The following is a 19,906-nucleotide window of genomic DNA, read 5'->3' as shown; positions in this document are numbered from 1 at the left end:
GTTATTCGGCCGGTTGCAGATGCCCCGGCGTTTCCCGTCCGCGTTGTTCGTCGAGTTCGCGCGTCACCGCAAGCGGCGAGCCGGTATATTTCGCCAGTCGTGAATAGAGAAGCGGGATCAGGAACAGGGTGATGAAGGTCGCCAGCGATACGCCGAAGATGATGACGACGCCAATCGCCGATCGCGACGCGCTGCCTGCGCCCGACATCGCCACCAGCGGGATCGCGCCGGCCACGGTCGCGATCGAGGTCATGAGAATTGCGCGCAAACGTCGCGCGGACGCGATGCGAATGGCCTCCGCGATATCCTTACCGTCATCGCGCAACTGGTTGGCAAATTCGACGATCAGGATGCCGTTCTTCGCCGCCAGCCCTACCAGCATGACGATGCCGATCTGCGAATAGAGATTGAGCGATTGGCCGAATAGCCACAGCCCGATCATTCCCCCCGCCACCGCCAATGGCACCGTTGCGATGATGACGATCGGATGGACGAAGCTTTCGAACTGCGCGGCCAGCACCAGATAGACGATGGCGATGGTGAGCAGAAAAATGAGCACGATCGATCCGCCGGTTTCCTTGAAGGACTGGCTCTCACCACGATAGCCGACGGCAACAACTTCGGGCGACGCTGCGGCCTGTTCCTCAAGGAAGGTCAGCGCCTCGCCCAGCGAATATCCGGGCGCCAGCCCGGCCTGGAGCGTGATCGCACGCAGTTTGTTGAACCGCCCCAGCTCGCGCGGGCCGGCATTTTCGCTGGTCGTGACGAGGTTGGACAGCGGGATCAACTCGCCGCCCTGCCCGCGCACGAAGACCGATGCCAGATCGGCTTGCGTCGACCGGTCGCTTTCCTCGGCCTGGAGCACGACATAATATTCCTCGCCACGATCGACATAAGTGGTGACCCGGCGCGACCCGAGCAGCGTCTGGAGCGCCGCCGAGACATCCTGCACCGATACGCCCAGATCGCCCGCACGCGTGGTATCGACCTGAATCGACAGCTGCGGCTTGGTTTCCTTGTAATCCGAATCGACGTTGATGAGCCCCGGATTTTGCGCCGCCGCCGCCAGAATTCGGTCGCGCGCGGCGGTCAGCCCTTCATAGGTCGCGCCCGCCAGCACGAAGTTGACCGGCTGACCGCGCCCGCGCCCCAGCGCCGAACGCACCTGCGCATTGCCGCGCACCGCGGGCTGCTGCGCCAGGATCTGGTTGATCTGCTGCGCGACATCGGCGGTGGATTGATCGCGGTCGCCCCATTCCTTCAAAAAGACGATGAAGCTGGCGCTGTTGAAATCGTCGCTCGCACCGAAACCACCCGGGGTGCGGGTGATGATCGATCGCACCGCGCCTTCGCCCTCTTCGCCGTCGGCGCCCTCTTCACCGATCAGCGGCAGCAATTGCGCCTGCACATCAAGCGCATATTGGTCCATCTGGGCAAAGCCGGTGCCTTCGGGCGCGGTGATCTGCGCCTGCGCCACGCCCTGATCCTCGGCGGGCACCAATTCAGCCTCGATCTGGGTAAAGGCCAGCGCTGCCACCGCAAGGAAGACGATCGTGCCGATCACCACCGCTGCGGGTTTGGCGATGACGGTATCGAGGCGACCACTATAATAGCCCTCCATCCGCTGAAACTTGTCGTCGATCCAGCCGGTGAATCGACCGCGTTCCTGCTTCCTAAGCATCTTCGAACACAGCATCGGCGTCAGGCTGAGCGCAAGGAATCCCGAAAACGCGACCGCGCCGATCATCGCGACAGCCAATTCGCGGAACAACAATCCCGTCTGTCCGGCCAGGAACATGATGGGGACGAACACCGCGCAGACGACCAGCGTGGTCGAGATGACCGCGAACGCGACTTGTCGAGTGCCTTCGAACGCGGCAACGAGAGGCGGTTCGCCTTCCTCGATCCGGTGATAGACGTTTTCGAGCACCACGATCGCGTCGTCGACCACCAACCCAATCGCCAGAACCATCGCCAGCAACGTCAGCAGGTTGATCGAAAAGCCGCCAAGCCACAGCACAGCGAACGCACCGAGCAGGCATATCGGCACGGTAACGGCAGGAATGATCGTCGCGCGCCAGCTTCCCAGGAAGAGAAAGATCACGATCACGACCAGCACCGCGGCTTCGGCCAGTGTCTGATAGACCTTCTTGATCGCCTCCGAGATGAACAGCGCGTCGTCGGAGCCGACGCTGATCGTCATCCCCTCTGGCAATTCGGGCTGGATATCGATCGCGAGTTGCTTTGCGGCATCTGCCACCGCAAGGGTATTGGCGCCCGACTGGCGAACGATGCCCAGACCCGCCGCCTGCTCGCCATTCAGGCGGAACCGCGAATAGGGATTTTCGGGGGCAACCTCGACGCGGGCAACATCGCCCAGTCGCACCAGATAGCCATCGGCACCACGCCCGACGATCAACTGCCGAAAGCTGTCGGCACTGGCGAACTGACGCTCAACCCGCAGCGTGGTGTTGATCTGTTGTGATTCGAGACGACCGGCAGGCAGCTCGACATTCTGGGTGCGCAGCGCTGCTTCGACATCCGAGGGCGTTAGCTGGAACGCCGCCAGACGTTGCGGCTGAAGCCACACGCGCATCGACGGACGCGCATCGCCGCCGACGAACACGCGCGCGACGCCGTCGATCGACGAGAAGCGATCGGCGATGTTGCGGTCGATATAATCGGACAGCTCGAGCGGGGTCCAGCCGGGCCGCGAAATGACCAGGAACAGGATCGGCGACGCATCGGCATCGACCTTGCGCACTTCAGGAGCGAGCGCTTCTTCGGGCAAATCCTCTACCACGCTGCCGATACGGTCGCGCACGTCGTTGGCGGACACATCGACGTCACCGCCCGGTGCGAATTCGATCGAAATGCGCGATTCGCCGTCGCGCGAGGTCGAGGTGATCGTCTGAATCCCCTCAATCCCGGCCAGCGTATCCTCAATGGGTTGGGTGATGCGCGATTCGATGACGCTGGCGGCAGCACCGGTATAGGCAGTCGAAACCGACACGATCGGCGGATCGGTATCGGGATATTCGCGGACCGACAAACTCAGAAACCCGACGATCCCGACCAACGTCAGCAGGATCGCCATGACGGCGGCGAAAACCGGCCGTTTGACCGAGATGTCCGAAAGAACCATCAGCCGCCGGCCTTGTTGGCGGCGGGCTCGGCCGCTTTAGGTCGTGGCTGAGCGTTCTGCGTGCCCGCGATGCGGATCGCCTGGCCATCGGTGATCTTCACCACCCCTTCGGTGACGATTCGCTGTCCCGGCCGCAATCCTTCGACCACTTCGACCATGCCGTTCTGGCGCAGGCCGGTGCGGATCGGCACGCGGCGCGCATTTTCACCATCGACGACGAAGACGAAGCTTTGATTGCCCTCCCCCACGATCGCCAGTTCTGGAACCGCGGGCACGGTGCGTGCAGCGGATTCGATGCTGACGGTCAGTAACATGCCCGGACGCAGCCGCGCGTCGGAATTGGGCAGCACTGCACGAACGGTAACGGCGCGCGTCTGGGGATTGATGACCGCGTCGATGACCGAAATCGTGCCTCGAAACGGCATCTCCGGGAACGCGGCGGAGCGCGCCTCGATCGACTGTCCCACCTCAAGCTGCGACAGCACGGTTTCCGGGACCGCGAAATCCAGCTTGATCTGCGAAATGTCGCTGATCGTCACGATTTCGGTCCCCGCCGAAATGACCGCGCCTGCCGAGATATTGCGCAAAGAGACGTAGCCCGCGAACGGCGCGACCACGATCCGGTCGCTGATCGCGGCGCGCGCCTGTTGCGCCTGGGCGGAGGCTTGTCCCGCCAGCGCCGTCTGGCTGTCGAGCGCACTACGCGTAGCGAACCCACGTTCGCGAAGCTCGCCGATACGCGACAATTGCTGCTGCGCCTCGCGCTGGCGGGCATTAGCCTCTGCGAGGGCACCGACTTCCTGGCCGCGCCGGAGCGTCGCGATCCGTTGGCCACGCGTGACGAAATCGCCATCGTCGAACGACAGGCTTTCGATCCGTTCGGTCACCGGCGCGGTCAGCGTCACTTGTTCGTTGGCGCGCGCAGTGCCCACCGCCTCGATCCGATCGACGAAACGCACGGATTCGACCGCCGCAGCGGAGACTAGGGGTATAGTGGGTCCGCGAGCACCGTCGCTTGCATCCCCGCTGCAACCCGCGAGGAGCGCGGCCATCGCCAATATCGTGATACGCATGATTGTCCTTCGGCTATGCGGACGTAGCGTCAAACGCAAGTCGGGTGATGTCGTTTCACGGCCGAGATCAAAAACTCTACGTTTCCTTCGGGACCGGTGATCGGGCTTTCGACGATACCGCCGACGGTCCAACCGGATTGTTCCAGCCACCGTGCGATGTCATTTGTGACCCGGACATGAACGGAAGGGTCACGAACGACCCCGCCCTTGCCCACTTCGTCGCGCCCCGCCTCGAATTGCGGCTTGATGAGCGCCACCAGCCGCCCGCCTTCGCGCACGAAACCCAGCGGCACGTCGAGCACTTTGGCAAGGCCGATGAAGCTGGCGTCGCATACCACCAGATCGATCGGCTCGGGAATGTGCGCGGCCGTCAGGATACGCGCGCTGGTCTGTTCGTGGACGATGACCCGGTCGTCCTGGCGCAGCTTCCACGCCAGTTGGTTGGTGCCGCTATCCACCGCGTAGACCCGCGATGCGCCGTTCGTCAGCAGCACATCGGTGAAGCCGCCGGTGGACGAACCCACGTCGATCGCGACCGCACCAGTCACGTCGATCTGGAAATGCGTCAACGCGTGCGCCAGTTTAATTCCGCCGCGCGACACCCAGGGATGGTCGCGCCCGCGCACGTCGAATTGCATGTCGTCCGCCACCTGCTGGCCGGGCTTCTCGACCTTGCGATCACCGACGAACACCAGCCCCGCCATGATCAGCGCCTGCGCGCGCGTCCGCGATTCGGCTAGCCCGGAATCGACGAGCAACTGGTCGGCGCGAATTTTAGGCATGCTAGCGGACTCAGGCGCGCGCGCCCGCCTCGGCCCCCGCCTCTTCGTTCCAGCGCAGCGCCTTCAGCACGGTATCGACGATGTGCTCGGCATTCAGCCGCGCGTCGTCATATTGTTTTTCGGGCTTGTCCTGATCCTGGAACACGTCGGGCAGGCGCATCGTGCGCAGTTTCAGCCCGCCGTCGATCAGCCCTTCGTCGCTGGCATAGGTCAGGACGTGGGCGCCCAGCCCGCCGATCGAGCCTTCCTCGATCGTGACCGCGACTTCGTGCGTCGTCAGCATCCGTCGGATCAAATCCTGGTCGAGCGGCTTGGCGAAGCGGAGATCGACGACGCTGGTCGACAGGCCTTTGGCCTCGAGCGCATCGGCCGCCTTCATCGCCTCCGCGAGCCGCGTGCCGAGCGATAGGATCGCGACCTTCTTGCCTTCGCGTACCACCCGGCCCTTGCCGATTTCCAGCAGTTGCGGGGTTTCGGGAAGTGCTACCCCGGTGCCATTGCCGCGTGGATAGCGCACCGCGATCGGGCCAGAGTCATGCTCGGCGGCGGTATAGGTCATGTGGACCAGCTCGGCCTCGTCGGCAGCGGCCATCACCACGAAATTGGGGAGCGTCGCCAGATAGGTGACGTCGAAACTGCCCGCATGGGTCGATCCATCCGCGCCGACCAACCCGGCGCGGTCGATCGCGAACCGCACGGGCAGGTTCTGGATCGCGACGTCGTGGACAACCTGATCGTATGCGCGCTGGAGGAAGGTCGAATAGATCGCGCAGAACGGGCGCATCCCCTGCGCGGCGAGCCCCGCCGCAAAAGTCACAGCATGTTGTTCGGCAATCCCCACGTCAAAGCTGCGGTCGGGATGTGCGGCGGCGAATTTGTCGACCCCGGTGCCCGACGGCATCGCCGCGGTGATCGCGCAAATGCGTTCGTCGGTCTCGGCCAGCTTTGCCAGCGTATCGCCGAACACATTCTGGTACGAGGGCGGGCCTGGTGGTGCCTTGGCCTGGGTGCCGGTGATGACGTCGAATTTCTGGACGCCGTGATATTTGTCGGCGGCGTTTTCCGCAGGCGCGTAGCCCTTGCCCTTCTTGGTCACGACATGGACCAGCACCGGCCCCTCTTTCGCGTCGCGGACATTTTCCAGCACCGGGATCAGGTGGTCGAGATTATGGCCGTCGATCGGCCCGACATAGTAAAAGCCCAGTTCTTCGAACAACGTACCGCCGGTCACCATCCCGCGGGTAAATTCCTCGGCCTTTTCCGCCGCCGAATGGACCCGGCGCGGCAGTCGGCGCGCGACCTTTTTGGCGAGGCTCCGCAGCCCCAGATACTCGCTCGACGACACCATCCGCGCCAGATAGGCAGACAAGCCACCCACCGGCGGGGCGATCGACATGTCGTTGTCGTTCAGGATCACGACCAGACGGTTGCCCGCCTGTTCGGCGTTGTTCATCGCCTCATAGGCCATCCCCGCCGACATCGAACCGTCGCCGATGACCGCGATCCCCTTGCCCGGCGCATCGTTCAGCTTGTTGGCGATCGCAAAGCCCAGCGCCGCCGAAATCGATGTCGAGGAATGCGCCGCGCCGAACGGATCATATTCGCTCTCGCTCCGCTTGGTGAAGCCCGAAAGGCCGCCGCCCATGCGCAAGGTACGGATGCGGTCGCGGCGTCCGGTCAGGATCTTGTGCGGATAGCATTGATGGCCGACGTCCCAGACCAACCGGTCCTCGGGCGTGTTGAAGACATAATGGATCGCGGTGGTCAGTTCGACCACGCCGAGTCCCGAGCCGAGATGCCCGCCGGTGACCCCGACCGCGGAGATCATCTCCGCGCGCAACTCGTCGGCGAGTTGCCGCAAGTCGCTGGCTTTGAGTTTGCGGAGATCGGCGGGGCTATCGACCGTGTCGAGGAGCGGCGTGTGGGGCAGTTCGGACATCCGACGTGCTTACTCCAGCACCAAACTCGTGTCGATTGTTACTGCGCGGTTACTCCCGCTCCGTCGCATTCGGCGCACGTGCCGCGCACCTCGATCACCGGACGCACGGGCAGGAAACCGGTGGCAACCGCCGCCTTGCGGACGGTGCTGGTAATCTTGTCATCGTCGATATGCGTGGTCTGGCCGCAATTGTCGCACACCAGAAAGATGCAGTCGTGCAGGCAATCGGGATGCGCGTTGGCGACATAGGCATTCGCGCTTTCGACTCGCCTTGCCAAATTCGACGCCACGAACAGGTCGAGGATTCGGTACACGGTATTGGGTGCGATCCGTCGGCCTGCTGCGGCCGAGACACCTTCCGCAATGTCGTAGGCGCTGGCCGGTTTATCGAACCCTGCCAGCACACCGAAAATCTGCGCGCGCAAATCCGTCCACTGTTCGCCCTTCGATTCGAGCGTGACGCGGGCAGCATCCGACAGGGCAATTCCGGTATGTTCGTGATGTGCGTGGGCCATGGGGTGGAATCTAGGCGTTGCGGACCCTGCTGGCAATCGCCCCAACCGTGTCAGGCGACTGCGCGGCGATTGAGATAATGGCCCCAACCGAGCAGCGTAACGCCGATCAGCGTCACGCCGACTTCGCCGTTGCCGTGCGGCATCGTCAGCGCGCCCGCCATCACGATCAGGCCGACAGCACCGATCGCGAGCGGAAGCTTTTGTCCATGGACCTGAATGCCGCGTCCCAGCGCGATCCCGCCCAGCAGAATCGCAAAGACCAGCCCGGCTTCGTGGATGAACGGACTATGTAGCAGCCCACCGACCGCAGACGCCGCGCCGAAGACCAGCGCAGTCGCCAGACAATGCGCCATGCACAGGCCCGAAAGCCCGATTGCCCAGCGGTCGACTTTGCCGCGGCGGTAGGAATTGCCTGAAGCCATCACGAGGACGCATATGCCATCGATCGTGTTAGGTTACAATATCACATGAATGAAAATTCTGATCGGTTCATCCGTCGATCCTGATCGATCCACCGCGCTTGAACCCGGCAACCCCGTCGCGCATAGGACTGGCCATATGGATCAGGTCGAACCCCGCGCGCGGATCGGCGCGCCCCGCGCTATCGCCAACTGGCTGTTCTTCGTCGCATGTCTGGTCGTCGCGATCGTCGCGGTGGGTGGCATCACACGACTGACCGAATCGGGACTGTCGATCACCGAATGGAAGCCGGTGTCGGGCGTCCTCCCCCCGCTGAACGAAGCCCAGTGGCTGATCGAGTTTGAGAAATACAAGCAGATCCCCGAATATCAGCAGGTCAACCGGGGGATGAGCCTGGACGAGTTCAAGTTCATCTTTTTCTGGGAATATATCCACCGCGTCATTGCGCGGCTGATCGGCGTCGCCTTCGCCCTTCCGCTCGCCTGGTTCTGGGTGAAGGGGATGATCCCGTCGGGGTTCAAGCCGCGGTTGGTCGGGCTGTTTCTGCTTGGCGGACTGCAGGGCGTGATCGGCTGGTGGATGGTCGCATCGGGTCTGGCGGAACGCACCGACGTCAGCCACTTCCGCCTTGCCGCGCATCTTCTCCTCGCCCTGTTCGTGCTGGCCAGCCTGTTATGGACCGCGCGCGATATGCTGAACCTGGCGCGTGACCCAGCAGCGCCCCGCGCCCGCCTGACGCCCTTCACGCTAACGGTCGGTGCCATCCTGTTCGTGCAATTGCTGTTCGGCGCGTTCGTCGCGGGCCTCAACGCCGGGCTGGTCACCGATCAATGGCCGATGATGAACGGCCGCTTCTTCCCTACGGAAGAATTCGCGATGCGCAGTTTCTGGGATGCGATCGTCAACGATCCTTACGTCCTCCACTGGATTCATCGCTGGTGGGCCTGGGTCGCCTTCGCCGCGCTGCTGATGCTAGCGATCCGGGTGAAGCGTTCCGGCGAGCGCAGCACCTCGATCGCGATCCACGCCTTGCTCGGCATCCAGATCCTGCTCGGTATCGCGACCGTGTTGTCGGGCGTCGATATCGTGCTGGCGGTGCTGCATCAGGTGGTGGGTGCGCTATTGGTCGGCGCAGTGACCTGGGGCGCGCACAGGCTGGGCACGCAAGCCGTCGCTGCGCCCATGTCGCATCGGGTGCCCGCATGACCGACATCGCGATCGTCCGTGTGACCTTTGCCGACTGGACGGAGGCGGAACGCATTGCAGAGGTTGTGATCGACGAACAGCTGGCGGCGTGCGTCAATGTCGAACATCGCTGCCGGTCGATCTATCGCTGGCAGGGCAAGGTCGAGCGTAGCGTCGAATTGCCCGCCCTGTTCAAAACCACACTGGCACTCGCCCAGCCGCTCGCCGATCGCATCGCCGCTCTGCACGGCCACGATCTTCCCGCGATCGAAATCTGGCCGGTCGCGGTTGCGGTCGAGATCGCCGACTGGGTTGCGACCGAAACCGACGCCAGACCTTCAGATGCTTAATCTCGTCGTCGCCAGCGCGATGGTTCAGGGCGCACTGTTTGCCCCGCCGCTCGACCGCGAATTCGCCTACGTGACCGAGCAGGTCCGCAGCGACCCCGGCGGAGAGCGGCGCTACCGGATCGAGCGGACATTGCGCTTCGCCCGTGACGGCGACGGCCTGTTTGCCGATTTGACGCTCGACCGGATTGTCGGCGGCAATGGCGAAGAAGGTGCGATGTTCGAACGCGCATTGGCGGGATTGAAAGGGCGCACGGTCCGCTATCGCCTGACCCCGCAGGGGACGCTCGGTTCGATCGACGCGATCGACGGACATTGGACCGCACTCGTCGATGGGATGTCGATCGACGCGACAGGCACCCGTGGCGCGCCGGTCGTCGCCTCGCTCCGCGTGGCACCGCGTCGTCAGCGCGTGGCGATGCTGTGGTCGATGCTCGATCCGCTGGTTATTCCCGCCATCGCCGCAGACGGACCCTATGCCCTACGTCCAGTCTCGTTGCCGGGTCGATCGGCGAACGGCACCGCTGCAACGCTTGTCGGTACGGAGCGGCTCGAACGGACCGGCGGGCGCGCTTTGCGACTGACCAGGATCGTTCGCGGCAGCGAACCCATGCGGGCAGGGACCGAGCGCAGCCCAGGGACAACGATCGACCGCGAGCGTGAAACCGTTGCGATCCTCGACTCGCAAAGCGGATTGCTGTCGCAATCGACCGACCGAACAAGCGTGCGAATCGGCGACCGGGAGCAAGTGTCGATCACTAAAATATCACTCGCGGAAAAATGACCGGTATTGAAATACCCGTTTAATCGAGCCCGGCCCGCTTGACTTTTCGCGCCCCTAACGGCATTTGGCCGCTCAATCGCGCTGTCCCTGTGGGCGGCGCGTTCGCGTTTCACTCGCACATATAAGGTCAAATAGCCCATGAAGGCGCTGATGAAGACCACCAAGTCGGCCAAGCCGCACGAAGTGGAAAAGAAATGGCACATCGTCGATGCCGAAGGCCTGGTGGTCGGTCGTGCAGCGTCGATCATCGCAAACGTCCTGCGCGGCAAGCACAAGACCAGCTTCACCCCGCACGTCGATTGCGGCGACAATGTCGTCGTCATCAACGCCGACAAGGTTCGGTTCACCGGCAAGAAGCGCACCGACAAGGTCTATTACAAGCACACGGGTTACATCGGTGGCCTGAAGGAAGTGACCGCGGACAAGATTCTCGACGGTCGCTTCCCCGAGCGTATCCTTGAAAAGGCAGTCGAGCGCATGATTCCGCGCGGTCCGCTGGGCCGTCAGCAGATGCGCAATCTGCGCATCTTCAAGGGCACCGAGCATCCGCACGCCGCCCAGAACCCGCAAGTCCTCGACATCGCGGGCATGAACCGCAAGAACAAGGTGGGCGCATAATGTCCGACAACCGCCAGTCCCTTTCCGATCTGGGCGCAATCGCCAGCGGCGAACAGGCCGCGACGCCTGCGCCCGCAGCGACCACCACGGCAACCGACTCGACCGTCGAAGCAGCCCCGGTTCAGCCCACCGCCCCGACGATGCCTTTGCGCGAGCAGATCATCGACAAGCAGGGCCGCGCCTATGCCACCGGTCGTCGTAAGGACGCGGTCGCTCGCGTCTGGCTGAAGCCCGGCAGCGGCAAGATCACGGTCAATGGTCGCGACCAGGAAGTGTATTTCGCGCGTCCGACGCTGCGTCTCGTCATCAGCCAGGTATTCGGCGTCGCCGATCGCGACGGCCAGTATGACGTCGTCTGCACCGTCAAGGGCGGTGGCCTTTCGGGCCAGGCCGGCGCGGTCAAGCACGGCATCGCCCAGGCGATCACGCGCTACGAACCGACGCTGCGCGCAGCCGTCAAGGCAGCAGGCTTCCTGACCCGCGACAGCCGCGCGGTCGAGCGTAAGAAGTACGGCAAGGCCAAGGCCCGCCGTAGCTTCCAGTTCTCTAAGCGCTAAGCTTTTTGATCTATCGAAACGCGAAAGGGCGGTCCGGCAACGGGCCGCCCTTTTTCGTTTCGGTCACGGTGCGTGGCCAAATTGTAACAGCGTCGCAACCGGCGTGACATCGTCACGCAAATTCGCTTGCTGCCCAACCACTTGCTGATAGCGTTGCGGAACTGGCCGATCGAGTCAGTCTTATCAGGGGGGTTTCATGTCCGTTTTGCGCCAGCGTTCCGCGTCGTTCCATTCGTTCCTGCTAACCAGTTCCGCCGCGCTTGCTCTTGGGCTTTCGCCGTCCGCAATGGCTCAGGTCGGACCCGTTCCTCCCACCGGTGCCGAAGATACACCGCACGCGCGACCGACCGCGTCGGAAGAAACACCCCAGATCGTCATTTCGCAGCCTGGCACGCCCACCACGGCGCGCGACCCTGTCGATGTGAACGGCATCGGCCAGATGTTCGTCGCAGCGGCCAATGGCGGCATCGGTACGTGCACGGGAACCCTGATCAATCCGCGCACGATGATCTTCGCCGCGCATTGCGTGAATACACAGCCCCAAACAAGCTACGGCTCTTCAAGCGGCGGGACACCGATCGCGTTCGGGTTCAAGGCCGACAATCTGGCGGGTATCCAGCAATGGTTCCTGCCGACCATCGGCGGGCAGGCCAATCCGCGCCGGTTTCAGACGAATGCAAACACGCTGGTCCATAATGTCGACCAGGTATTCTGGCATCCCGGCTCGACCGCGCGTCCACAAGGCGCAGGGTTCCTTGAAGCCGATGTGGCGATCGCATCGTTCGACACCCCGACCCGCGATATTCCGACCTGGGCCATGTTGTTTTCCGCACTCCCCGCACCAGCGGCGGTTAGCGGGACGACGGGCACCGGCTATCATGTGACGCTGACCGGTTACGGCCGAAGTGGCATCGGCAATGTCGGCGATTCCAACGCGATCGACTGGCGTCGCCGGGTGGCGGAGAATTTCATCGGTATTCTCGGCTCGTTCAACGACCGCGACCTGTTTCTGTTCGGAACGCCCTCGGGATTGCCGCAAAATCTCTACCAGCTCGATTTCGACGATCCGCGTCGCGGCACGGCGGCGGCTTCTCCCTTCGACTTCAACCTGTTCAAGGATCGGGCACTGCCCAACGAAGGCACGACAGCCGGTGGCGATTCGGGCGGGCCGCTGATCCTTGACCAGACATATGGCGAGAAAGTCGTGCTGGGCGTGCTGTCGGGCGGCAGCCGCTTCTTCGGACCCCAGCCGTTCAGCACCTATGGCACGAGCAGCTTTTACCAGCCACTCTACCTCTACTGGGACTGGATCGCGCAGAACAATCCCTATCGCTACGTCGGCGCAAAGGCGGGCGACGGGAATTGGGAGGACGCAGCGCGCTGGTCCAGCCTGCTCGATCCCAGTTATCGCGTGCTCGACGCCAATGGCAGGCTGGTCGCGGGCGTGCCAAACGATCCGGGCGCAGGCGCGCTCGGCAACGATCCGAACGGGTTTGGGCAGATCTGTTTCGATTCGCCGACGTTGAGCCAGTGTTTCGACGTGGCCACCGGTCGGTTCCTGATCAACGGTGTCGTCGTCAATTCCGAAGCGGTGTCCGCCGAGGCGCACGCCGCGATCGATGCCGGACTCAAAAACGGCACGGGGGCCGCGTCGCAAAACGGGCTGATGGTCGAAGACCGTCCCACGAATGCAACCGCTACGCTCAGCGATGACGGCGACGTCCGCAGCGGCGCGGCCTCCGTCGCAATGGCGGATGGCGATGCCGCGCCCGCCGCCCTGCCCCCCGCAACGATCGCCAACGGCCTGCCGGGTGCGAGCGGGTTCATACCGAACAACGTGGTCGCCAATCCGCGCGCCGGGGTCGTCGGACGCTATTACGACGTCACCCTGTCGGCGACGGGCACGACGACGCTCAGCAGCGCGGCGACGATCGACAATCTGACGATCACGGGTTCGGGTGCCCGGCTGAACATCGGGAGTGCCGGATCACTCACCAGCCTGATCGAAGTAAACCAGCTCGCAGGCATGGTCGCGGTCGATGGCCGCCTCACCACGCTTGGGGACTATTTCCTGATGACCGGCGGGTTGCAGGGTCGCGGCACCATCGCCACGCCGTTCTTCACCAACATCGCCGGCATGATCGCGCCGGGCGGGACAGGCACGATCGGCACGCTGACGTTCAACGGCAACGTGATCCTGGCGAGCGGCAGCAACCTGTTGATCGACCTCGGCGACAACGGCACGTCCGATCGGGTCGCGGTAGCGGCCGGAAGCGGTCAGCCGGGGCGCGCGAACATCGGCGGTTTCGTCGGCTTCGCGCCAGTTTCGGGGTTTCGTCTTCGCGACAATCAGCGCTACACGATCCTGACCGCGCAAGGCGGCGTGACCGGAACCTTCATGCCGGGTGCGGCCTTCAGTGCGATCCTGACCCCGCGCTTCACCTATTCGGCCAACAGCGTACAGATGGAGATCGAGGCAGGGCTCTACGGCAACGTCGTCGATCGTTCGTCACCCATCCAGTTGGAATTTGCCCGCCTGCTGGACCAGAATCGCGGGCAATATGATCGCTTCGCCGACCTGTACGGCGAACTCGATCTCCAAAACCAGGCGACGATCCGCTCGCAACTCGAAGGGTTCGCACCCCACGCGCAGAACGCAGGCGCGATGCAGGGGATCGTTGCGACCGACACGACGTCGCGTTTCATCCGCAACCGGATGCTCGGCAGTGGCCAGGCCAATGCAGGCGGCACCGTCGCCATGTACGGCAAGCCGGTGCAACTGGCCTCGCTCGCCACGTCGAACCTGGCAAGCGACATTCAGTCGGACGTGGGCAACGGCATGACCGTGCAGCAGGGCGTACTACCCGATAGCGTCGCCATCTATCTGGCGGGCGGCTATATCGACGGTAAGGGTATGGGACTGCCCACCGCAACGCCCACTGGTCGCGGCGATTTCGACGGCTATTTCATCGCCGCCGGTGTCGAGGCATTCCCGGACGATGTGTCCACGCTGGGCTTCGCGATGACCTACAGCGATCTGGACGGAAACACCGTAGTCCCGACCCAGAATGCGTCGAGCCAGTTGGTTCAGGGCACGCTGTACGGCACCGCCATGCTCGGTCGGCTTAAACTCGACGCGATGGTCTCTGCCGGGGTCTTCGAGGTCGATACCAGCCGCCAGGTTCCGGTTGGTGCCACCTCGTTCGATCTCCGCGCGACCGACCGTGCCTTCGCCTTCCAGTCCGAAGCGGGTATCGGCTTCGACATGGGCGGCGGTGGCTTCTCGCTGACTCCGCGCGCCTCGGCACGGGTCAGCCGTATCGAGTTCACCGACACTGTGGAACGCGGCGGCGGTCCGGCGCTCCAGTATGACCTGGGGACGTTCGACAGCTTCCAGGGCCGCGCCGGTGCCACGGCAAAGGTCACGACCGGCGCGTTCCGTCCCTATGTCACCGCGAACTACGTCCATGAGTTCGAGGATCGCCCTGCCTTCTTCGGCGCGAACTTCCGCGGCGGGGTCGGCCCCCAGGCGCTGATCGCGCTGCCGGGCACCGATCGCGACTGGGCCGAAGTGTCGGGCGGCGTCGCCTTCGGCACCGATCGCATCAGCTTCGCGGTCGAAGCGGAAACGACGATCGAGCGCAAGGACGTCAGCAACCAGGCGTATAAGGGCACGGTCACGTTCCGCTTCTGACGCGGCGGATCGCTCGCCCGTCTCAACCGGCTTGCAAAATGAAGGGGGACGGTCCACGCGGGCCGTCCCCCTTTTGCTATTCAGCGGCTCCGTACCCACCGATGACATCGCGCGAACAGACCCGCCTCTTCACGTTGCCCGATTCAGGTGCGTGGCCCGAAGACCTGCCGCGCAAGGTGGCGGACAAGGCGACCGTGGTCGGCTGGGCCCTGATCCAGTGGCCGTGGCTGGCCAAGAGCCTGTCGGGCGGGACCAAGGCGGCAAAGGCGGCGCTGCTTGCGCGGTTGGGCCTGCCTGCCGACGCGCTGCCCAATCTGGGGAGCTGGAAAGCCGATACCGGCCTGCTCCACTTACTGGTCGATCATATCGAGGCCGCGCGTCCGGCCAATGTGGTCGAACTGGGATCGGGCGCGTCGAGCCTGATCCTGGCCAAGGCCCTGTCGCTGAACGGCGGCGGTCGGCTGACCAGTTTCGACCAGCATGCCGATTTCGTCGCGGCAACGCATGGCTGGCTGAAAGAGCATGGCGTCGATGCCGACATGTACGCCGCCCCCTTCGCGCGCGCGCAACTCGACTGGCCGGGGGCGTGGTATGATTTGAAGCACCTGCCCGACACGATCGACCTGCTGCTGATCGATGGCCCGCCCTGGACCATCCACCCGTTCGTCCGCGGATCGGCGGAGGTGCTGTTCGAACGCATCTCGATCGGCGGCACGGTGATGCTCGACGACGCCGCGCGTCCGGGAGAGCGCGTCATCGCAAAACGCTGGCGCGACCGCTGGCCCAATTTCGATTTCGAACTGCGGCACGCCGGGACCAAGGGCACGTTGATCGGGAAGCGCGTGGGCTGATACGGCAACGTGGCCTGCCGGTGTCACCCCGGGCTTGTTCCGGGGTCCACCGGATGGCACGCCTTGCGCTTCGGGATTTAGTGAACCGCGAGCGGCTTAGCGGACCCCGGCACGTCGGCCGGGATGACGGAGGTTTAGTTGCCTCACCCCAGATACCGCGCCATCGTCTCGAACTTGCCGCCGCTCACGCGGATCTCGTTGAACGACGGCTGCGTCTCTCGCGTGCGTTCGGACAGCGTCCCCGCCCCGATCAGCCGGACTTCGCGGCCATGCGCGCGGTGGACGTCGTCGAACGGATCGTGGACATGGCCCGACAGCACCGCATGCGCGCCCGCCTTGGCCAGCGCATCGAGCGTTTCGGGTCCGCGCTTGGTATCCCCCTTCCCCGCCGCTCCCGCGACCGGCAGCAGCGGATGGTGGGCCGCGACGAAGATCAGGTGGTCGTCGGGCACCGCATTGACCTTGTCGACAACCCGCCCGACGCCTTCTTCGCTGATATAGCCCTTCGACCAGTCGAGCCGCCACTGGAAGCGCGCGGTGGTCTTGAGCGGCACGATCGAGATGCCCTGAATTTCCAAGGGTTTCTCGATCAACCGCTCCAACCGGTGATAACGCTTATACGGCGCAACAAAGCGCAGCAGCGGGTTGTGATAGGGCAGATCATGATTACCGACCTCCACCGTCACCGGCATGTCGAATTGCTCGAACCACTCGCTCGCGGCTTCAAATTCATGGCCGCGCGCGCGCATCGTAATGTCGCCGGTAAAGATCAGCGCATGAGGCTTTTCGTCGCGCACCAGCCCTGCGAACCAGTCGAGCGCCTCGCGATCCTCGGCACCGAAATGGATGTCGCTGACATGGAACAGTCGGGTCGCGTTCGCACCGAGATGGTCCCAGGGCGCGCTTTCGGTGCGGTGGTCGGTAAGATCGATGTCGCTGCTATCGTCGGTGGCCATCAAGGGCCAACGCGCAAAGGCAGGATGAGTGCCCCAAACACTCCATTCGTTTCGAGCAAAGTCGAGAAACGCATGGAAAACCCCAGCACGAGTTTCTCGACTTCGCTCGAAACGAACGGGATATGAGCCGAGATGGTCCTCAAACGTAAGGCGGCGCGTGGCGTCCCATCGGGCTCAACGTAAAGATTTCGCAGCCATCTTCGGTGATCCCGATCGAATGTTCGAACTGCGCCGACAGCGACCGGTCGCGCGTCACCGCCGTCCATCCGTCGTCGAGCACCTTCACATCCGCGCGGCCGATATTGATCATCGGCTCGATAGTGAAGAACATGCCGGGCTTCAATTCCGGCCCGGTCCCAGGACGTCCGGCATGGACGACTTCGGGCGCATCGTGGAACAATTGCCCCACCCCGTGCCCGCAGAAATCGCGCACCACGCCGTAACGGTGCTTTTCGGCATGCGTCTGAATCGCGTGCGCGACATCGCCCAGATGATTGCCGGGCCGTGCCTGCTCGATCCCCAGCATCAGCGATTCGTAGGTGACATCCACCAGTCGCCGCGCCTTGATCGACACATCGCCGACCAGATACATGCGGCTGGTATCGCCGTGCCAGCCGTCGAGCAGAGGGGTCACGTCGATATTGACGATGTCGCCGTCCTTCAGCACCCGGTCGCCGGGAATGCCGTGGCACACGACATGGTTGATCGAGATGCAGCAGCTGTGCGTGTAGCCGCGATAGCCCAAAGTCGCGGGCACGCTGGCGCCGTCCAGCATCCGCGTTCGCACGAAATCGTCTAGTTCCGCCGTCGTCACGCCGGGGACGACATGCGGTGCCAGCGCATCGAGAATGTCGGCGGCAAGGCGCCCGGCGCGGCGCATGCCTTCGAAGCCTTCGGGGCCATGGAGACGGATGGCGCCAGTGCGGTGGAGCGGGGTGTCGGCGGCAAGCACATAGTCGGTCATCCGCGCCATATAATCGCTTTTCCGCCGCTTTGCGAGAGTCGCCGCATACGCTAGAGCGACACCCATGAACACGCGCATCTGGACCGCCGCCCTGGTCGTCATCGGCGATGAAATCCTGTCGGGGCGGACCCAGGACAAGAATATCGCCCAGCTTGCGAGCTGGCTGAACGTCCAGGGCATTCGACTGGCGGAGGTCCGCGTGGTCGGCGATACGCAAGCCGCGATCGTCGAGGCGGTCAACGGGCTGCGGTCGCGCAACGATTATTGCTTCACCACCGGCGGGATCGGCCCGACGCACGACGATATCACGGTCGATGCGATCGCCGCCGCGCTGGGCGTCCCCGTCGCGATCCACGAACAGGCGCGCGCGACGCTGACGGCATATTACGAAACGCGCGGCGGTCTGACCGAGGCTCGGCTGCGCATGGCGCGCGTGCCGGAGGGTGCGGAACTGATCCCCAACCGCATGTCGGGCGCGCCGGGCATCAAAATCGAAAACCTGTTCGTCATGGCCGGTGTGCCGCACATTACCGCAGGGATGCTCGACGCATTGACCGGCACGCTGGAGGGCGGGCTACCGGTGCTGTCGGAGACCATCGGCTGCTGGGTCGCCGAAAGCGAAATCGCCGACACGCTGCGCGAGGTCGAGCGCGCGCACGAAGGCGTGTCGATCGGCAGCTATCCCTTTTTCCGCGAAGGTCAGGTCGGCGCGAATTTTGTGGTGCGGGCGACCGAGCAGATGGTGATCAACAGGTGCACGGATGATCTGATCGCGCGGCTGCAAACCGAAGGTCGCGATTTCACGCGCGGCGGGATTTAGGGACGCCTCCCTCTCCCCACCCAATCCCGGGCAAAGACCAGAACCTAACAAGAACATTGCGCCTGCTCCCGCGCCACGACATAACCTGTGCGCCATGACCCGCAAGATCATCCATGTCGACATGGACGCCTTCTTCGCGTCGGTCGAACAGCGCGACCATCCCGAGCTTCGCGGCAAACCCGTCGCGGTCGGTGGGTCCAGCGCGCGAGGCGTGGTCGCCGCCGCCAGCTATGAAGCGCGCACCTTCGGCGTCCGGTCCGCGATGCCGTCGGTCACCGCGCGGCGGCGCTGCCCCGACCTGATTTTCGTCAAATCGCGGTTCGACGTGTACAAATCGGTATCACAGCAAATTCGCGGCGTATTCCTCGACTATACCGAACATGTCGAACCGTTGAGCCTCGACGAAGCCTATCTCGACGTCACCGAAAACCGGCGCGGACTGGATAGCGCGACCGCCACGGCCGAGGAAATTCGAGCGCGTATCTTCGCCGACACCGGCCTCACCGCGTCGGCGGGCATTTCGTACAACAAATTTCTCGCCAAACTCGCCTCGGATCAGAACAAGCCCAACGGCCAATGCGTCATTCCGCCGGGACGCGGAGAGGCATTCGTCGCGGCGCTGCCGGTCGAACGCTTTCACGGCGTCGGCCCACGCACCGCGGAAAAGATGAACCGGTTGGGCATCTTCACCGGCGCAGATTTGAAGGCGCACGACCTCGCCTATCTGCAAGCGCGCTTCGGCAAGGCAGGCGACTGGTATCACCGCATCGCGCGCGGACAGGACGATCGCCCGGTGCGCGCCAACCGCGTCCGCAAATCCTCAGGCTCGGAAACCACCCTGTTCGACGATGCCGCGACCCCGGCGGCGGTCGAGGAGCCGTTGCTGCGGATGGCCGACGATGTCTGGGACTGGTGCGAAGCCAAGCAGACCAGCGGGCGCACGGTGACGGTAAAGGCGAAATATCGCGATTTCCGCATCGTCACCCGCAGCCGCACGCTAACCGACCCGGTGGCTTCGCGCGCCGAACTCCACGATGCTGCGCTGACGTTGGTCGCAACACTTTATCCGCTCGAAATGCCGGTGCGGCTGGTGGGCGTGACGCTGAGCAGCCTGACGCCGATTGAGGCGCGTGGACATAGTTTGTTCGATCTGATCGAGGCGTAGGGAACGAGGTATGAAAGGCGCGCCGCGGCGAAGCCGCGTCGTCGGTCGGGGCTTTTGGCCCCGCCGACCGGCCGCGATCTTTTCTCGATCT

17 protein-coding genes are annotated in these 19,906 nt (G+C 63.9%); 9 read left to right on the top strand and 8 right to left on the bottom strand.

Annotation, left to right across the window (positions count from 1 at the left end):
• Position 1: 1 nt before the first annotated feature.
• Genes ENHY17A_RS05920 through ENHY17A_RS05895 form a run of 6 tightly spaced genes read right to left on the bottom strand, consistent with a single transcriptional unit; the run spans position 2 to position 7,876 of the window.
• The gene (locus ENHY17A_RS05920) at positions 2-3,145 is read right to left on the bottom strand and encodes an efflux RND transporter permease subunit (RefSeq protein ID WP_159710966.1); all 3,144 of its coding nucleotides are present in this window, start codon (positions 3,143-3,145) and stop codon (positions 2-4) included.
• Positions 3,145-4,218, bottom strand: a complete 1,074-nt coding sequence (locus ENHY17A_RS05915; RefSeq protein ID WP_159710964.1) for an efflux RND transporter periplasmic adaptor subunit — start codon at positions 4,216-4,218, stop codon at positions 3,145-3,147. Before ENHY17A_RS05915 ends, ENHY17A_RS05920 begins: the two co-directional genes overlap by 1 nt.
• Positions 4,219-4,247: 29 nt before the next feature.
• A complete protein-coding gene (locus ENHY17A_RS05910) occupies positions 4,248-5,000 on the bottom strand; it encodes a TlyA family RNA methyltransferase (RefSeq protein ID WP_159710962.1) in 753 nt (250 codons plus the stop codon).
• Between the two features lie 10 nt (positions 5,001-5,010).
• Positions 5,011-6,939 (bottom strand): 1-deoxy-D-xylulose-5-phosphate synthase, encoded by a 1,929-nt coding sequence (dxs, locus tag ENHY17A_RS05905; protein WP_159710960.1) that lies wholly within the window; start codon positions 6,937-6,939, stop codon positions 5,011-5,013.
• A 38-nt stretch (positions 6,940-6,977) separates the two neighbouring features.
• Positions 6,978-7,454, bottom strand: a complete 477-nt coding sequence (locus tag ENHY17A_RS05900; RefSeq protein WP_159710958.1) for a Fur family transcriptional regulator — start codon at positions 7,452-7,454, stop codon at positions 6,978-6,980.
• Between the two features lie 50 nt (positions 7,455-7,504).
• Complete coding sequence (locus tag ENHY17A_RS05895) at positions 7,505-7,876, bottom strand: MerC domain-containing protein (RefSeq protein ID WP_159710956.1); 372 nt, start codon at positions 7,874-7,876, stop codon at positions 7,505-7,507.
• A 136-nt stretch (positions 7,877-8,012) separates the two neighbouring features.
• On the opposite strand from ENHY17A_RS05895, the gene ENHY17A_RS05890 reads away from it, so the two are divergent.
• From ENHY17A_RS05890 to ENHY17A_RS05860, 7 genes are all read left to right on the top strand, one after another.
• Positions 8,013-9,080 carry a COX15/CtaA family protein gene (locus ENHY17A_RS05890; protein WP_159710954.1) on the top strand — a complete coding sequence of 356 codons (1,068 nt, stop codon included), beginning with the start codon at positions 8,013-8,015 and terminating at the stop codon, positions 9,078-9,080.
• Complete coding sequence (gene cutA, locus ENHY17A_RS05885; protein ID WP_159710952.1) at positions 9,077-9,409, top strand: divalent-cation tolerance protein CutA; 333 nt, start codon at positions 9,077-9,079, stop codon at positions 9,407-9,409. The genes ENHY17A_RS05890 and cutA overlap by 4 nt, the downstream gene beginning before the upstream one ends.
• Positions 9,402-10,190, top strand: coding sequence for a hypothetical protein (locus tag ENHY17A_RS05880; protein WP_159710950.1), 789 nt, complete (start codon positions 9,402-9,404; stop codon positions 10,188-10,190). Before cutA ends, ENHY17A_RS05880 begins: the two co-directional genes overlap by 8 nt.
• Positions 10,191-10,328: 138 nt before the next feature.
• Positions 10,329-10,808 carry a 50S ribosomal protein L13 gene (gene rplM / locus ENHY17A_RS05875; protein ID WP_159710948.1) on the top strand — a complete coding sequence of 160 codons (480 nt, stop codon included), beginning with the start codon at positions 10,329-10,331 and terminating at the stop codon, positions 10,806-10,808.
• On the top strand, positions 10,808-11,365 hold the full coding sequence (gene rpsI / locus ENHY17A_RS05870; protein ID WP_159710946.1) for a 30S ribosomal protein S9: 558 nt from the start codon (positions 10,808-10,810) through the stop codon (positions 11,363-11,365). Before rplM ends, rpsI begins: the two co-directional genes overlap by 1 nt.
• Positions 11,366-11,651: 286 nt before the next feature.
• On the top strand, positions 11,652-15,059 hold the full coding sequence (locus tag ENHY17A_RS05865) for an autotransporter outer membrane beta-barrel domain-containing protein (RefSeq protein WP_236547766.1): 3,408 nt from the start codon (positions 11,652-11,654) through the stop codon (positions 15,057-15,059).
• A 101-nt stretch (positions 15,060-15,160) separates the two neighbouring features.
• Positions 15,161-15,910, top strand: coding sequence for a class I SAM-dependent methyltransferase (locus ENHY17A_RS05860; RefSeq protein ID WP_159710942.1), 750 nt, complete (start codon positions 15,161-15,163; stop codon positions 15,908-15,910).
• Between the two features lie 143 nt (positions 15,911-16,053).
• Here ENHY17A_RS05860 and ENHY17A_RS05855 read toward each other — a convergent pair whose 3' ends face one another.
• A complete protein-coding gene (locus tag ENHY17A_RS05855) occupies positions 16,054-16,866 on the bottom strand; it encodes a metallophosphoesterase family protein (RefSeq protein WP_159710940.1) in 813 nt (270 codons plus the stop codon).
• 139 nt (positions 16,867-17,005) lie between these two features.
• Positions 17,006-17,830 (bottom strand): type I methionyl aminopeptidase, encoded by an 825-nt coding sequence (gene map, locus ENHY17A_RS05850; protein ID WP_159714206.1) that lies wholly within the window; start codon positions 17,828-17,830, stop codon positions 17,006-17,008.
• 64 nt (positions 17,831-17,894) lie between these two features.
• On the opposite strand from map, the gene ENHY17A_RS05845 reads away from it, so the two are divergent.
• The gene (locus tag ENHY17A_RS05845; protein ID WP_159710938.1) at positions 17,895-18,650 is read left to right on the top strand and encodes a competence/damage-inducible protein A; all 756 of its coding nucleotides are present in this window, start codon (positions 17,895-17,897) and stop codon (positions 18,648-18,650) included.
• A 94-nt stretch (positions 18,651-18,744) separates the two neighbouring features.
• Positions 18,745-19,815 (top strand): DNA polymerase IV, encoded by a 1,071-nt coding sequence (dinB, locus tag ENHY17A_RS05840; protein WP_159710909.1) that lies wholly within the window; start codon positions 18,745-18,747, stop codon positions 19,813-19,815.
• Positions 19,816-19,906 lie beyond the last annotated feature (91 nt).

This window comes from Sphingomonas sp. AX6, from assembly GCF_902506605.1.
Taxonomy (GTDB): Bacteria; Pseudomonadota; Alphaproteobacteria; order Sphingomonadales; family Sphingomonadaceae; genus Sphingomonas.
This window is presented reverse-complemented; position numbering and strand designations above follow the sequence as displayed.

Coding starts and splice junctions, on each gene's coding strand:
- ENHY17A_RS05900 (WP_159710958.1), bottom strand. CDS start 7,454: ATGGCCCACGCACATCACGAACATACCGGAATTGCCCTGTCGGATGCT.
- ENHY17A_RS05920 (WP_159710966.1), bottom strand. CDS start 3,145: ATGGTTCTTTCGGACATCTCGGTCAAACGGCCGGTTTTCGCCGCCGTC.
- ENHY17A_RS05910 (WP_159710962.1), bottom strand. CDS start 5,000: ATGCCTAAAATTCGCGCCGACCAGTTGCTCGTCGATTCCGGGCTAGCC.
- dxs (WP_159710960.1), bottom strand. CDS start 6,939: ATGTCCGAACTGCCCCACACGCCGCTCCTCGACACGGTCGATAGCCCC.
- ENHY17A_RS05880 (WP_159710950.1), top strand. CDS start 9,402: ATGCTTAATCTCGTCGTCGCCAGCGCGATGGTTCAGGGCGCACTGTTT.
- rplM (WP_159710948.1), top strand. CDS start 10,329: ATGAAGGCGCTGATGAAGACCACCAAGTCGGCCAAGCCGCACGAAGTG.
- ENHY17A_RS05865 (WP_236547766.1), top strand. CDS start 11,652: ATGGCTCAGGTCGGACCCGTTCCTCCCACCGGTGCCGAAGATACACCG.
- ENHY17A_RS05845 (WP_159710938.1), top strand. CDS start 17,895: ATGAACACGCGCATCTGGACCGCCGCCCTGGTCGTCATCGGCGATGAA.
- ENHY17A_RS05890 (WP_159710954.1), top strand. CDS start 8,013: ATGGATCAGGTCGAACCCCGCGCGCGGATCGGCGCGCCCCGCGCTATC.
- map (WP_159714206.1), bottom strand. CDS start 17,830: ATGACCGACTATGTGCTTGCCGCCGACACCCCGCTCCACCGCACTGGC.
- ENHY17A_RS05915 (WP_159710964.1), bottom strand. CDS start 4,218: ATGCGTATCACGATATTGGCGATGGCCGCGCTCCTCGCGGGTTGCAGC.
- dinB (WP_159710909.1), top strand. CDS start 18,745: ATGACCCGCAAGATCATCCATGTCGACATGGACGCCTTCTTCGCGTCG.
- ENHY17A_RS05860 (WP_159710942.1), top strand. CDS start 15,161: ATGACATCGCGCGAACAGACCCGCCTCTTCACGTTGCCCGATTCAGGT.
- ENHY17A_RS05895 (WP_159710956.1), bottom strand. CDS start 7,876: ATGGCTTCAGGCAATTCCTACCGCCGCGGCAAAGTCGACCGCTGGGCA.
- ENHY17A_RS05855 (WP_159710940.1), bottom strand. CDS start 16,866: ATGGCCACCGACGATAGCAGCGACATCGATCTTACCGACCACCGCACC.
- cutA (WP_159710952.1), top strand. CDS start 9,077: ATGACCGACATCGCGATCGTCCGTGTGACCTTTGCCGACTGGACGGAG.
- rpsI (WP_159710946.1), top strand. CDS start 10,808: ATGTCCGACAACCGCCAGTCCCTTTCCGATCTGGGCGCAATCGCCAGC.